This window comes from Chitinophagaceae bacterium, assembly GCA_016713085.1.
Taxonomy (GTDB): domain Bacteria; phylum Bacteroidota; class Bacteroidia; order Chitinophagales; family Chitinophagaceae; genus Lacibacter.
Genome location: JADJPV010000001.1, coordinates 2,286,075 through 2,300,504, shown reverse-complemented (window position 1 = coordinate 2,300,504; position 14,430 = coordinate 2,286,075). Strand labels below are relative to the sequence as shown.

The window sequence follows — 14,430 nt, the reverse complement described above, 5'->3', positions numbered from 1 at the left end:
TAAAGAGTATTGAAAAATGACTATTAATTTTCTATTGCCGGGTGTTGCTACAACTCCTGTTGGTGGTGTAAAGGTGGTGTTAGGCTATGCTAACAAATTAGTGCAGGAGGGACATGCTGTAAATATTATTTATCCGGTTAAGATCTCCATGAAAAAAATGGTAAACCCTTCTCTGTTAACCAGGATAAGCGTAACAAAGAAAATAATCACAAAAAGGATTAAGAAAAAGATACTGCTGCTTCGTGGTTTGCATTAAACCCTGCAGTATCAGAACTGTTAGTACCAAGCCTTTTGAGTAAATACATTCCTGATGCAGATATTACATTTGCCACTGCATGGCAAACAGCAAACTGGTTGAATGATTATCCCGCTTCAAAAGGAAAAAAAATGTATCTCATTCAGCATTTTGAAGATTGGTCGGGCACAAAAGAAGAAGTGGAAGCTACCTGGAAAATGCCGCTTTATAAAATTGTTATCGCCCGGTGGCTAAAGGAATATGCAAATAGTATTGGTGAAACAGCGCATATCGTAAACAACGGACTTGATTTCGATTATTTAGGTATTATAACTCCAATTGAAAAACGAAACCCTTTCAGGTTAATGATGATGAGTCATCATCTTGCATGGAAAGGAACTGCAGATGGTCTCACTGCAGTTAAATCAGTAAAAGAAAAATTTCCTCAGCTTTCACTTATACTCTTTGGTGTTGATGATGCACCAAAGGATCTGCCCGACTGGATTGAATACCATCAGAACCCAAAGGATATAAAGAAACTGTACAATGATGCTTCCATTTTTTTATCGACAAGCTGGGCAGAAGGCTGGGCACTTCCGCCTGCAGAAGCCATGCAATGCGGCTGTGCTGTTATTGCAACAGAAATTGGAGGGCACAGCGATTACGGAATTAATGGGAAAGACCTGCTGTTAGCACCGGTAAAAGATCCCTGCGGCTTTGCAGCAGTCATTATTTCGCTTCTTGAAAATAACCAGCTCCGCATACAAATTGCCAAATCAGGGAATCAAACAATACAGAAATACACATGGGATGCTGCCTATCAAAACCTGAAGCTGCATTTCTAAATTAATTTTGTACATAAATAATTGAAGTATTAATTCAGGCAGTTTTTTACTTATGTATATTGCACACCTGGCATGGAAACGCAGCAATCAATAACAGGAATCTCAGTTGTGATACCCAATTACAATGGCAGCAATCTTCTGCCCAAAATCATCCCTCCTTGTATCAGGGCTTTACAAAACACGAAACTCCCTTACGAAATCATTGTTGCTGATGATTGTTCAACTGACAATTCAACAGAAATTCTACAAAAAGAATTTCCTCAAATAATTATTTCAACTGCTGCTGTTAACAGCGGGTTTTCAGTTACAGCAAACCGGGGCATTTCTTCTGCAACTTATAATTGGGTATTATTATTAAACAGCGATGTAATACTGGAACCGGATTATTTTCAGCCACTGCTCAAATACACAACACAGGAAAAACTGTTTGCTGTAATGGGAAGAATCATTGGCTGGGATGACGATATTATTCAGGATGGGGCAAAATATCCTGTAAAGCATGGCAGCAAAATAAAAACATCACAAAATTATATACTGGCAGATGAACAGTTAATGAGAAATGGAGTGCTGACGATGTATGTATCAGGTGCAAATGCTTTTATAAATAAAACAGTTTTCTCTTTAATTGGCGGCTTTAACGAATTGTTCTCACCATACTATATAGAAGATACGGAACTGTCCATCAGAGGATGGCGGCTTGGATACAGTTCAGTATATGAACATTTTGCTGTTTGCCGTCATAAAACATCATCCACCATTTCTACTGCCGGAAGAAAAAAAACTGTTGACATTATTTACCGGCGAAATAAAATGTTTCTTCACTCCATACACCTCGATGGTATTACAAGAACCGGCTGGGCAGTGCAACAGGTCTTTGAAATGCTTGGTCAGCTTCTTCTGCTCAGAAGCAGTTTACTTGCAGCCTTTATTCAATTTATAAAAAAATACCCTGCTGTAAAACAAAGCAGGGATAACATGAAAAGAATAAGTGCAGGAAATGAATTGCTGTCTGTTAAGTTTGTATTCAAAAAAATCAGGGGTTCAATTAAAACTCAAAAAAAACTGTTCCGTTATTAGGCATGTGCTTTTACTGAAGTAACCCGCATTGAATGCTTAATATATGAGAACCATGGGAACAGCCTCTTCTTGTGTGCAAAGAACGTTCTTGCATGTTTCATTACATACAGAAAAAATTTGACCCGGATTTTATTATCAGGGAATTTTTTATACTCACTGTATAAATAATTTGCCATGTTTTTTGCATCCTGGTTCATTTCAGGAATAGTGATAAAATAGCCCAGGTTAATTAATGCCTGCTTGTAAAAAGGTGTTTTGGGCTTGGCGGCTCCGGTTGCATTACTGTCATGAACCCTGTGCCACACAAGAATCTGGTTCACATGCACAATATTTCCAATGCAGCATGCTTTAACTGCCAGCCACCAATCGTAATAAACATCTTTGGGAAACGGAAGTGCAACGTTCAGCAATTCTTTTCTGAACAGCATATTATGCCCGGAAATAGGGTTGTACAGAAATAACATCCGGGGATCATTCCCTTCATGAAAATTGACAAGCCTTATACTCTTTATACTCGGTTTTTTATTTTCAGAAAATCTTGCCGAAATACCATGTACAAGCAATGTTTCCTTTTTCCTCTGTATAACGTTCACCAGTATTTCAATTTTTTCCGGCACCCAGATATCATCATGATCAGCAATGGCTATTAACTCACCTCTGCTGATACTACAGGCGTAATTAAAATTCAGATTATATCCAAGATTTTTTTCATTCTGGCTAAACCTTATCCGGTCATCTGTCTTTGCTATTTCCAGAACCAGCTCCTTTGTTGTATCTGTTGACATATCATCAACAATAATCAGTTCAATGTTCCTGTATGTTTGATCAAGTATTGAATGAACCTGCTCTTCAATATACAAAGCTCCATTATAAGTACACAAAACAATTGACACGAAAGGTTGATTCATAAATATGCCCGGTTGATTGATTTCCCGCAAAAATTGAGCCCTGAAAAGATTCAGATACTGATATTTTGCCCTGCAATAATATCAAAAAAGAAATTTATACTTTTTTATAATTCCTGTACTCCATAGGAAACCATCCGGTAAGCCTGAAAATCACCCTCTTCAGCTTATCTTTCAATGATACATACTTTAAATTCATATCGGGCTGAAAAGGCCAGTTCTGTAATTCTATCCGTTCTTTCATTACGGCAGGGTGTGTACCCCTGAACGGTTCTACCGGCTCCCCGGCCGACTGGTAATCGTACACTGATTTACTCAACTCCTCAAAATAGGATCCTGCATCATCTCCTTTATAAATATGAATATTATCATTGATCTTCATCTGCAGTGCGTTGGGGTTTCTTACCCAGCCATAATGATAAACTGATGCATCAATAAGTTTAACCCGCAACTTTTCATTTGGTTTTTTTCTGAAACCCTGTGCATCCCTGTACGAAAAAAAATCTTTGCTATTCCTGATAATCCTCACCTCTCTTCTGTACCAGGAATATTTTGCACCCACATAATTATATGATCCAAAAAAATGAACGTAGTTAAACAGCAATCCGTCAATTTTTCTGTTATTCAACTGTTCCTCCATTGCTTTCCGGATTGCAGGATAGTCAGCTTCATGTATAACCTCATCTCCCTGTATATAAAAAGCCCAGTCATATTCTGGCGAAATTGCCTGAAATGCTTTATCTGTTTCAAGTGCAAAAACTCTGCCTCCTGATTTATGAGAATCGTCCCACACAGTTTCAATCACTTCAATTTTAGTATCAATTGCCCTTACTTTTTCAACTGTATGATCTTCTGACTTTCCAACAGCAACAACCACTTTGTCACAAAGTGGCAGAATTGATCTGAGCGCCTGCTCAAAAGGAAAATCAAATTTTTCACCATTCCGAATAAAAGAGAATCCGCAAACCAGCATACCTGTTTTTTATTTTTTCCATCGCCTGTTCAAATGAAGTTCTGAGAAACAATCACGACTTGCCGCAAAAATACACGTTACCAAACAAAGAAAGTTCATAGCTGTAACCGGTGTTTAAAAAGAGTTCTTCAACTCCGCAACTTTGCCGGGATTCTGATATTTCATGTCAGTGTGCTATGATTACCAGCTGTGTTAAAGCACTAATTTCCTGATTCTTCTTATTTCCTGTTAACTTGTCTTATTTTTTAAAACTGGTTCATTCTTTTGAGCCAACCAACCTTTACCTTTTACATTTTATGAAATTACTCATCAAATATCTTGCGCCGTATAAAGCGTTGATAGCCCTCACCATGGCATTGGCAGGCATCAATATCGGATTCTCATTGATTGACCCCATTCTTTTTGGTAAGCTGATCAATCTCGCCAATCAGCACCAGGGAATTGAAAAACCTCCAACACATAATTTTGACTGGAACAGGTTCTTCACTTCTTTCACATGGAAAGAGCCGGGTGTATTCTTTGTTTTGACTGCTTCCATTTCCGTTGCAATGGTTAGCCGTATTGCAAAAGCCTTCCAGGACTATTTCCAAAGTTTAACCACGCAGAAATTTGGAGCAAAAGTTTTTACTGATGGCTTGATGCATGCTATGAAACTTCCCTATCAGGATTTTGAAGATCAGCGAAGCGGTGAAACACTTTCCATTTTAACCAAGGTGAGAACAGATACAGAAAAATTTGTATCAGCATTTATCAATATTCTTTTCCCGGTTATCATTGGAATCATCATTGTTGCCGTTTATGCTTCTTCCATTCACTGGACTTTACCTTTTATTTATTTTGGCGGAATTATTTTACTCGTTATCATTTCAAATGCTCTCAGTAAAAAAGTAAAAGCTGTACAAAAAACAATTGTAGCACAAACAACACAGCTTGCAGGGGCAACAACTGAAAGTCTCCGCAACATTGAACTGGTAAAAAGCTTAGGCCTAACAGAACAGGAAGTAACACGGCTCAATAAAAATACATTCAAAATACTCGGGCTTGAATTAACCAAAGTAAAACGGATCCGCAGCATCAGTTTTATACAGGGCACATTTGTAAACACATTGCGACAGGGTATTTTATTTATGCTGATGTGGGTGATTTATGAAGGCAAGATGGATGCAGGACAACTGGTAACCATGCAGATCTTTTCATTCTTTGTATTTGGACCTTTGCAGGAAATCGGCAACATTCTTCTTTCTTACAGGGAAGCAGAAGCTTCCATCACCAACTTTCATAAGCTGATGGAAAAGAAGCCGGAAGCAACTCCTGCCAGTCCATTGCACCTTGGCGATATTCAAACGCTGAAGTTTAATGGAGTTTCTTTCAAGCACCAAACTGCAGGACCGAACGCAGTTACCAATATCAACTTCGATGTAAAGGTTGGTGAAACTGTTGCCTTTGTGGGTCCATCAGGTTCAGGTAAAACAACGATGATGAAATTGCTGGTGGGTTTGTACCGTCCTCAGCAGGGAAATATTTTATACAATGGTATGGATGAAAATTCCATCAACTTTGAAGACCTGCGCAACCAGATTGGTTTTGTAACACAGGATACACAGCTGTTCAGCGGTACCATCAAAGAAAATTTATTGTTTGTGAATCCAAATGCAGATGATGCATTGCTTAACGATGTGCTGAATAAGGCAAGCTGCCAGCGTTTATTATCCAGGGCAGAAAATGGTTTGGAAACGATGATTGGTGAAGGCGGCTTAAAATTAAGCGGTGGAGAAAAACAACGTATCTCCATTGCCCGTGCTTTATTACGCAAACCAAGATTACTGATCTTTGATGAGGCAACTTCTTCGCTTGATTCAATAACTGAAGAAGAAATTACTTCTACCATCCGTGATATTTCATCTGAAAGAAACCAGATCACTATTTTAATAGCACACCGTTTGTCAACTATCATGCATGCTGACAGGATCTATGTACTGGAAGGCGGAGATGTGGTTGAAACAGGGTCGCACCAGGCTTTACTGGAAGAAAAAGGTTTGTATTATGCCATGTGGCGCCAGCAGATTGGTGAACGTAAAAAAATTGTAGCAGTTGCTCAGTAATTCGATCATGTATTTGTGATAGAAATCACTTTTACACAAAGCTCTATAACCTACCTTTGTGCAAATTTTTAAGCATGGGTTCGTCCAGGCCTCGTCCGAATTATTTGTGGAGTATTTTATCAATGAACTGTCCCCGTTGCAGAAGAGGTAAGCTGTTTAAAGATTTCAGTGCTTATAATTTCAAGCATACATTTGATATGCATACTGAGTGTGAAGTATGCAAACAGAAATTTGATATGGAACCCGGCTTCTGGTACGGAACAGGCTATGTGAGTTATGCACTTGCAGTTGCACTCTCTGTTTCAACATTTGTTGTCTGGCTGGTATTTATCGGCGTTTCATTCGATGACAACCGTGTGCTGTGGTGGTTGCTGATCAATTCTATTTTACTGGTTGTACTGCAGCCGTGGATGATGCGGTTGAGCCGGAGTATTTATCTCTACTTTTTTATACGGTACAATGAAGATTACGAAACAACAGAGCCGCAGAAGTTTGACTACTGATTAATCTCTTATTACAATTAAGATTTCTTTTCTTCCGTATCAAGCATTGTTCTGATAAGGCTTTGCTTTTTCAGTTCCATATCACTCAACTCAATGTCAATTGCTCTTGTGCTTAGGATGATCTCCATCAATGAGTAGATCAATGACATCAACAGGCTTAATAAGCTGGCAGCAAATACCCAGTTAGCTGCAACAAAGTATGTTTTGAAAATTAGATACATACATACTACACAAAGCAAAAAACTAAGTACACCAAGTGCCTGCATATTTCTGATCAAACGAATGCGTACATGCAGGTTCCTGATCTGTCCATGAATTAATGAACTTTGTTTTTGTTCATTATATTCATCATGCAGACTTCTTACCAGGCTTGCCAGTGCAAGAAACCGGTTGGTATAAGCCAGCATCAGTAAAGTAATTGCAGGGAATAATAATGCGGGGGTATTAATTGATAATTCCATACCCGAAAGTACAAATAGATTACAATAAACGCCCGGGTTCTTCTTTTACAGAGTTATTAATTCCATGAAAATTCCAAAGGAATATTTACTTTAAAACTAAAGTTCCTGCCCATATTATAAATCCCGGTTCTTCCCGTAGCCATGTTTTCACCGGCATATTTTAAACGGTTGAGATGATTTTGATAAGCAACATCCAGAATATTTGCAGCAACGATATAAATACTGACAACAGTTTTTCCTTTTCGAATGATCTCTGTTCCCAATCCTGCATTGAGTAAGGTATAAGAAGCAGTAGCTGTTTCTGTATTGAATGTTGTAAATGCATTTGACTGTTTAAAATTCTTATCCACTTCAACTTTGAAATAAGTATTCCTCACCACCTTTGTATTTTTCTGAAACAGGTCAAACCTCACTTCGCTTAAAACCCTTGCTGCCGGCATAAACGGAATATTCCTGTTCCCTTCAACCAGAGTTAAAAGCAAACCTCTTACAAAAGAAAATGAATTTTCAAAGTGCAGCCAGTCGAGCGGATGTGGATGAATATCAACCGACAATTCCATGCCGTACAGGTTTGCATTCTGCTGTACAAAACGGAACAGGTAAAAATCATTTCCATCAATTGTTATAATAGAATCATTTCCTGATACATCAGGCGCTTTTTCAAAGAAGATATAATTCCTGATGCTGTTATTAAAAAAGAAGCAGCAAACGAAATATGCTCAGCATTCAATTCAATACCGGCATCTACCTGGAAACTTTTTTCTGACAGAAGATTTCTGTTCCCCACTTCATATCGGTTGGTTCCTTCATGAGCACCATTGCTGCCCAGCTCAGCCATATTCGGTGCCCTGAAACCCTTGGCCAGGTTGAAACGCAGTAACAGCCCTTTTGTAAATTCATAAGTAAATCCTGCGCTTCCCGATGTGTTTGAATAATTTTTACTGAATGCATCAAACTTAATATCAGTTCCTTCACGCATTTCTGCTCCGCTTATATTGCGGTAATCATAACGGATTCCTCCGCTTAAATTCAACCGCTTTACTTTCTTTTGTACAAATGCAAATGCACCTGCATCATTTAAATGGTAATCAGGAATGATGGCTTCATTTCCTTTGTTTTTATTCTGCTGATTCATACCACTCAAACCAAACGAAAGTTTCCAGTCGTGAAAATCGTTGATGTGATACTGTGTATTATAGTTAACTGTTTTCAGATCAAAATACAGTTCTCTTTCTTCCGGATCATCTGCATTGCCAAACTCCATCCGCTGGTTACGCTGTACACCCACATTTACATTCAGCTTCCCTTTTTTCATAAAAAAACTATTATCACTTACCAGCTTTTGATGAATGATATGCTGATAAGGCACCAATGGATGAACAGAAGAAAAATCGGCATCGGTTGCAATTGCTTCCAATGCTGTACCACCGAACTTAATAAAATGTCCATCGTTGCCCCTCTCTCCTTCCACCAATCCCAGCTTCTGATTAAAACTGCTGAACACTAAATGACTGTAGCCCCATTTTTTATTCAATCCAATAAAACCTCCTGCATTGTGTTCATTGAATTTTGAATTGAACACATAACCATCATATTTATTCTGATAATCACCTGCAGCTTTTAAAGAACCATACACATTAAATGAAAATCCTTTTTTGTTACCTGCAATATTGCCAAAGAAACCACGCTGCTGATTATTGGTTTGATAATTAGTGAACAGGTTGGCTTTAATATTCCCTTCTGCAATCGGTGTGTTGGTAATAAAATTAATGACACCTGCTATTGCATCTGAACCATACATCAATGAAGCTGGTCCTTTTAAGATTTCAGCTTTCTGTATACTGTACTCATCCACTTCAATTCCATGTTCATCACCCCATTGCTGACCTTCCTGCCGCAAACCATCATTGATCACCACCACCCTGTTATAACCCAAGCCACGAATCACAGGTTTGCTTACTGCCGGACCAGTTCCCATTTGACTGATCCCCGGTTTTTTTGTTAATGCTTCAATGATATTGGAAGATCCGGTTTGCAAAAATTCCTGCCGTTTCATCAGTACAACAGGTGTTGTCATTTTCTTTAATGAAGTTGCTGTAGAAACACCTGTTACCACCACTTCATTGTTTTCTGCAATAGTTGGCTTTAACTTGAAGACCTTCTCAGTTTCATCCTTGATCAGAATTGATTCAACCTGGCTACTGAAGCCGCTGTATGAAACTTCAACGAGGTGATTTCCTTCAGGAATATCTTTCAGAGAAAATTTTCCTTTTGAATCTGCCGCAGTACCTCTGCGGATATCGGGGATATAAATACTTGCTCCCTGCAAAGGTTCACCAGTGAAGCTGTTCACTACAGATCCTTTAAAACTGGCGGTCCTGTTCTGACTTTTCAACGAAAGAAAAGAGCAACTCAGAAGTATTAAAAAGAGGATTTTCTTTATACTATTTTTTTGAAACATTGTTGCAAATATATGCAACAGGTTTGTTTCGATCCAAATAAAATCTAAAAATTATCTTGCCTTTAGCATTGGTTTAACCTGTTGGGTCATTCCATTTTGGAAGCGCATATAATAAACACCAGTGGGCAATCCGTAAGAATCAAAACTTACTTTGTAAGTACCTGGCTGATTATACTCCTGGTCTACGGGAGTTTTAATTACCCTGCCAAGTACGTCCATTACCTGTACCAACGTGTGGCCACCTTTTGTTGTAAAGCTGATGGTTGTTGATTGAGTAAACGGATTGGGATAATTCGAGATTAGGGTTATTCCTGTATTCGTATTATCTACTCCAGTTGTACCGGAGCAACTGCCATTGGCACATAAAGCCAACTGTTGAAAATTTTGAAGCATGATGGTTTGAAGCGTTGTATTATCTACACAAAACCAATTCTGCAGAAGAGTCGAATACACGCTTCTGAAATCATATTGCATGGGTACATTATCGTTCACGGTTGCATTCACAGGTATAGTTGGGTTAACACCTGTAACACCGGGATTTACTTTGCTGCCAAATACAAACATGGGAGCTGCAGCACCATGATCGGTTCCAACACTTGCATTAGATTTTACACGACGGCCAAATTCAGAAAATGTTAAACCCATTACACGATCCTCTACACCCATTCCTTTCAAATCATCCTGGAATGCTTTGATTGCATCGCTTAAACGCTGCATTAAAGTTGCATGATTACCTGTTGATGTATCGGTATTTGTTTGCAGCGAGTGTGTATCAAAGCCACCCATGCTTACCATGTAGACTCTTGTTTTTAATCCGCCCTTCACTAATCTTGCAACAATTTTTAACTGATCGGCTAATGTATTCCCAGTTGGGTATACTCCCTGTGTGGGAACTGCACTGGCAGCAGCAACAATCCGTGTTGCATACTGATTAGTTTGCTGAGCAACCAAACGCACATACTGTAATGCATCACCTGCAGGTGTAGCCGGTGCAGGATCCTGCACACCATTTATGAGATTATAAAAATTAGTAGCACTTGTAATACTGATCCCTGTGTTCACACTTGGTCCCTGGAAAGTTAAAGATGTTGTTGAACCAATCTGGATACCCAATGGATCGGGTACTGCTGTATTAGGATAACCAATCGGGTAGTTTGGGTACTGATCACTTAAATATCTGCCGGCCCATCCTGTTGGTATTTCTTCGTTACTGTTGGATGCACTCATCCAGATATCAGTAGCACGGAAATGTGAAAAATTCGGATTGGGATAACCAACTGCCTGCACTACCCGAAGCTTACCATCATTGTACAAAGATTGCAACCCGGTCATAGAAGGATGCAGACCAACAGCATTGTTACCTGTTAAACCCAATACTTTGTTTTGAGCAATGGCAATATTGCTTCTTGCATTAAAATAATTATTGTATTGATCTAAAGGTATCACCATGTTTAATCCATCATTACCGCCATTGAGCTGAATGATCACCAGTACCCTGTCGGTTTCAACATAAGTATTCAGCAGTGCTGCCATGATGGGATTATCGCCCAGCACTTTTACAGAAAAACCATCAACCAACGAAGGAAGAATGGCGGCGGGAATTGTATTTTGAAGAAATTGTCTGCGTTTCATGTAATGTCCTTTTATGGATGATCTTTTTTCAGCTGGTTTATGCCAATTGATACTCTGCCAGGTTCATAAAATATTTATACAAACCACGCAACCTTGTATTCACAATATTAAAGTTGGATGTGATTGGACTGGCGAGATAAGCCTGCCATGCATTGGTCCAGTAATAATCCTGGTCCTGTCCTGTCAGCAGGAAATCTTTCTTCAGCTGATCTCTTGACTGCTGCGACAAAGGCATTTGAAAAATGATATCCAGTACATCAATAATCAATTGATTGGGGTCACTTGCATTGGGTAATGTTTTTGTAAACTCAACTGCATCAATCACAATCTTTTTTCCATTTCTCGAATATCCGTTTCCAATCATGATATCGCTGAACTGGTTTCGTTTGGGAAGAGTGTCAGAATTTACCCATAATTCATAATACTGTGGCGTTTGATAATAAGCAGGCCAGCCAGCAACATTCGGAGGATCACCAATATTCTGTTGTGCATTGGCTGCTGCCGACATTATATAGTTCCACATTCCATAAGCATCTGCATATTCAGTAACTGAGTTTGGAAATACAATATTCCATTCACGGCAGATAGAAATAATATGATCCAGCGGTGCTTTGATCTGTGCACCCTGGTTAAGTACATCAAAAAAGTGTTCGCTTTTCAGCAAAAGAGAAAGTGCCGGTTTTATTTCCCAGTTGTTTGTGCGTAGCTGCAAAGCCAGCGGTTCAATAACATTGGTTTCTGTTGCCGCATCAATTTCTGAATACACAAAAAACCGGTATAGTTTTTTTGCTATAAATCTTGACACAACAAGATCTTTACTGAAAATCATATTCAGCAGATCAGTTATTTCAAGATCACCTGCCGTTGCGCCTGTTCTTCCGGTAATGACTGTATTATTATAAAAAGAAGAGAATACTTTATTTGTTGAGTCGTGCCTTGATGAAGTAAAATAAGATGGAAACGTATTGAGGTTTGTATCAACCCTCCAGCCAGTCAATACTTTTGCTGCAGCTTTTACATCAGCCTCTGTATAGTTTGGATTACTTTCTTTGCCGATTGTAAACAACTCCTGTAATTCACGGCCATAATTTTCATCGGGTGCAGTTGCAGTATTGAAACGGCCATTAAGGTAAACCAGCATGGCAGGATCAAGAGTAATATCCCTGACCAATTGTTTAAAATTTCCCAATGCACCTGTACGCATCAAGTTTACATGTTTGTACAGAAGATTTCCGTTACCCACATCAACTGTTTCTGTTGCAAAATGATTATGCCAGAACAACAACATTTTTTCCCGGATACTTCTGTCCTGGTTGATCATTGCACCTGTCCACCATTTTTTTAGGGATGCTCTTCTGCGGCTCTGAATTGTACCATCATTGTTGACACTGCTGATCCATGTTGCTCCTGCAGCTACATCATTATCAGGAGTTGTTGCGCCAGTTACACCATCATACTCTTTAACGGGAGGATCGGGTAAAGCAGATGTTGGATTTAATAATTCATCCACGGCCTCGCCCATTGTTTTTGCGGCGAAATAAGTAACATCAGCCGCCTTTGCGCCAAACATGGTTCGCTTTAGTAAATGGACAACTTCATTTTTAGTCCATGGACCTGAATATGGATTCATGCCCGAAGCTGTTCTGGCAGTAATTGATTTTTTAATGGCTAAAGCAGGGCTGGATTTCTTACCCGCAGTCAGGAACTCTCTGCGATCCATAGTTTGGTTGGTTTAAAAAATGAAGATTATTGCGATAGTATGACTTTAAAAATACAAAAAGTTTAATCTTTACTGCAACAATAATGAGGCCATCCCGGCAGATAACGCTGTATAAGCCTGTTTTTAAAGCAAAAAAAGAGCGGCCTAAGCCGCCCTTCCATTCTCCAGTGCTTAGTTTACGAAATATTTTCAATGATACCGGCAATACCCTGTCCACCGCCAACACAGGCTGAAACAATGCCATATTTTTTATTGAGCCGTTTCATATCATTGGTAATTTGAATAGTAAGTTTTGCCCCGGTGCATCCCAACGGATGACCCAATGCAATAGCGCCTCCATTAATGTTCACTATTTCCGGGTTGAGCTTCAGTTCACGAATCACTGCCAGCGACTGAGAAGCAAAGGCTTCGTTCAATTCAATGAGATCAATATCGCTGAGGTTCATTCCTGCCTGCTTCAATACTTTTGGTATAGCTTCAACAGGACCAATACCCATAATGCGTGGAGATACACCAGCTGATACACAATTTACCAAACGTGCAATTGGTTTTAATCCCAGTTGATTGATCAAACGTTCACTCATCACCAGTACAAATGCAGAGCCATCACTTGTTTGTGATGCGTTACCTGCAGTAACAGTTCCATTTACTGCAAAGGCAGATTTTAATTTACTCAATGCTTCAATGGTTGTATCAGCACGAACACCTTCATCGGTATCAACTGTATAATTTCTTTTTTGTTTTTTTCCTTTTGCATCGAGGTACACTTCTTCTACATTGATTGGAAGAATACCGCTTTTGAAATAGCCATTTTCAATTGCAGCTTTTGCTTTCCTGTGAGAGTTGAATGCAAACTCATCCTGGTCTGCCCGACTCACATTATAATCTTTTGCAACTGCTTCAGCTGTTAATCCCATGCTGAGATAATAGTCGGGTTCGTCTTTTGCAATAGAATAAGCAGGAACAGTTTTCCATCCGGCAGTAGGAACCAGGCTCATGCTTTCAGTACCGCCTGCAATAATACATTCGGCCATCCCCATCCTGATCTTTGCAGTGGCAATGGCAATTGTTTCCAAACCACTGGCACAATACCTGTTCACCGTCATACCCGGTGCATGAACACCTACTGCTCTTGCTGCAATGATACGGCCCACCTGTAATCCCTGTTCGGCTTCAGGCACAGCATTTCCCACAATTACATCGTCCACCTGTTTGGGATCAAGTTGCGGCACTGAAGCCAGCAAACCTTTAATCACATCAATAGCAAGGTCATCGGGACGGGTGAAACGGAACACTCCCCGTTTTGATTTACCAACAGCGGTTCTGAAACCGGCAACGATATATGCTTCCTGCATGTTTGAAAGTATTAGAGTTCATGGTTCATAGTCCATGGTTAAAGGCAAGTTTGTATTCGCAATGGACTATGACCCATTTGCCATCAACCGGAATAGTTGTTTATGCAACCTTCTATATCAAAGGTAAGGTTTCAAAATAAATCTATACAAATGATTGCTGT

General features: G+C 39.4%; 11 protein-coding genes and 1 pseudogene. 5 read left to right on the top strand and 7 right to left on the bottom strand.

Translation table 11 applies throughout. The annotated features are described in order from the left end of the window. Positions 1-16 precede the first annotated feature (16 nt). From IPK31_11060 to IPK31_11050, 3 genes are all read left to right on the top strand, one after another. A complete protein-coding gene (locus IPK31_11060; GenBank protein ID MBK8088435.1) occupies positions 17-256 on the top strand; it encodes a hypothetical protein in 240 nt (79 codons plus the stop codon). Positions 257-291: 35 nt separating this feature from the next. Further along, positions 292-1,080, top strand: coding sequence for a glycosyltransferase family 4 protein (locus tag IPK31_11055; GenBank protein MBK8088434.1), 789 nt, complete (start codon positions 292-294; stop codon positions 1,078-1,080). A 72-nt stretch (positions 1,081-1,152) separates the two neighbouring features. Further along, a complete protein-coding gene (locus IPK31_11050; protein ID MBK8088433.1) occupies positions 1,153-2,157 on the top strand; it encodes a glycosyltransferase family 2 protein in 1,005 nt (334 codons plus the stop codon). On the opposite strand, the gene IPK31_11045 is transcribed toward IPK31_11050, so the two are convergent. Both IPK31_11045 and IPK31_11040 read right to left on the bottom strand, forming a co-directional pair. After that, positions 2,154-3,065, bottom strand: a complete 912-nt coding sequence (locus IPK31_11045; protein MBK8088432.1) for a glycosyltransferase — start codon at positions 3,063-3,065, stop codon at positions 2,154-2,156. The two genes, IPK31_11050 and IPK31_11045, sit on opposite strands and share 4 nt — an antisense overlap. A 94-nt stretch (positions 3,066-3,159) precedes the next feature. Continuing rightward, complete coding sequence (locus IPK31_11040; protein MBK8088431.1) at positions 3,160-4,035, bottom strand: glycosyltransferase family 2 protein; 876 nt, start codon at positions 4,033-4,035, stop codon at positions 3,160-3,162. A 296-nt stretch (positions 4,036-4,331) separates the two neighbouring features. Between IPK31_11040 and IPK31_11035 the strand changes: the two genes are divergently transcribed. Further along, entirely contained in the window at positions 4,332-6,137 is a 1,806-nt protein-coding gene (locus IPK31_11035; protein ID MBK8088430.1) for an ABC transporter ATP-binding protein, read from the top strand. A 74-nt stretch (positions 6,138-6,211) separates the two neighbouring features. Beyond that, positions 6,212-6,640, top strand: coding sequence for a DUF983 domain-containing protein (locus tag IPK31_11030; GenBank protein ID MBK8088429.1), 429 nt, complete (start codon positions 6,212-6,214; stop codon positions 6,638-6,640). 17 nt (positions 6,641-6,657) lie between these two features. On the opposite strand, the gene IPK31_11025 is transcribed toward IPK31_11030, so the two are convergent. The 5 genes and pseudogenes from IPK31_11025 to IPK31_11005 form a co-directional block, all read right to left on the bottom strand. After that, positions 6,658-7,101 (bottom strand): DUF2721 domain-containing protein, encoded by a 444-nt coding sequence (locus IPK31_11025; GenBank protein MBK8088428.1) that lies wholly within the window; start codon positions 7,099-7,101, stop codon positions 6,658-6,660. 56 nt (positions 7,102-7,157) lie between these two features. Beyond that, positions 7,158-9,562, bottom strand: a pseudogene (locus IPK31_11020) (TonB-dependent receptor). 51 nt (positions 9,563-9,613) lie between these two features. Beyond that, positions 9,614-11,194: a DUF1501 domain-containing protein gene (locus IPK31_11015; GenBank protein MBK8088427.1), complete on the bottom strand. Its 1,581-nt coding sequence runs from the start codon at positions 11,192-11,194 to the stop codon at positions 9,614-9,616. 37 nt (positions 11,195-11,231) lie between these two features. After that, on the bottom strand, positions 11,232-12,914 hold the full coding sequence (locus IPK31_11010) for a DUF1800 domain-containing protein (protein ID MBK8088426.1): 1,683 nt from the start codon (positions 12,912-12,914) through the stop codon (positions 11,232-11,234). A gap of 176 nt (positions 12,915-13,090) precedes the next feature. Beyond that, positions 13,091-14,269, bottom strand: a complete 1,179-nt coding sequence (locus IPK31_11005; GenBank protein MBK8088425.1) for an acetyl-CoA C-acyltransferase — start codon at positions 14,267-14,269, stop codon at positions 13,091-13,093. Positions 14,270-14,430: the final 161 nt, after the last annotated feature.

What these genes read in the sequence shown, in the direction of transcription:
- IPK31_11060 (MBK8088435.1), top strand. Translation starts at nt 17, where the DNA reads ATGACTATTAATTTTCTATTGCCGGGTGTTGCTACAACTCCTGTTGGT.
- IPK31_11050 (MBK8088433.1), top strand. Translation starts at nt 1,153, where the DNA reads ATGGAAACGCAGCAATCAATAACAGGAATCTCAGTTGTGATACCCAAT.
- IPK31_11045 (MBK8088432.1), bottom strand. Translation starts at nt 3,065, where the DNA reads ATGAATCAACCTTTCGTGTCAATTGTTTTGTGTACTTATAATGGAGCT.
- IPK31_11040 (MBK8088431.1), bottom strand. Translation starts at nt 4,035, where the DNA reads ATGCTGGTTTGCGGATTCTCTTTTATTCGGAATGGTGAAAAATTTGAT.
- IPK31_11035 (MBK8088430.1), top strand. Translation starts at nt 4,332, where the DNA reads ATGAAATTACTCATCAAATATCTTGCGCCGTATAAAGCGTTGATAGCC.
- IPK31_11030 (MBK8088429.1), top strand. Translation starts at nt 6,212, where the DNA reads ATGGGTTCGTCCAGGCCTCGTCCGAATTATTTGTGGAGTATTTTATCA.
- IPK31_11025 (MBK8088428.1), bottom strand. Translation starts at nt 7,101, where the DNA reads ATGGAATTATCAATTAATACCCCCGCATTATTATTCCCTGCAATTACT.
- IPK31_11015 (MBK8088427.1), bottom strand. Translation starts at nt 11,194, where the DNA reads ATGAAACGCAGACAATTTCTTCAAAATACAATTCCCGCCGCCATTCTT.
- IPK31_11010 (MBK8088426.1), bottom strand. Translation starts at nt 12,914, where the DNA reads ATGGATCGCAGAGAGTTCCTGACTGCGGGTAAGAAATCCAGCCCTGCT.
- IPK31_11005 (MBK8088425.1), bottom strand. Translation starts at nt 14,269, where the DNA reads ATGCAGGAAGCATATATCGTTGCCGGTTTCAGAACCGCTGTTGGTAAA.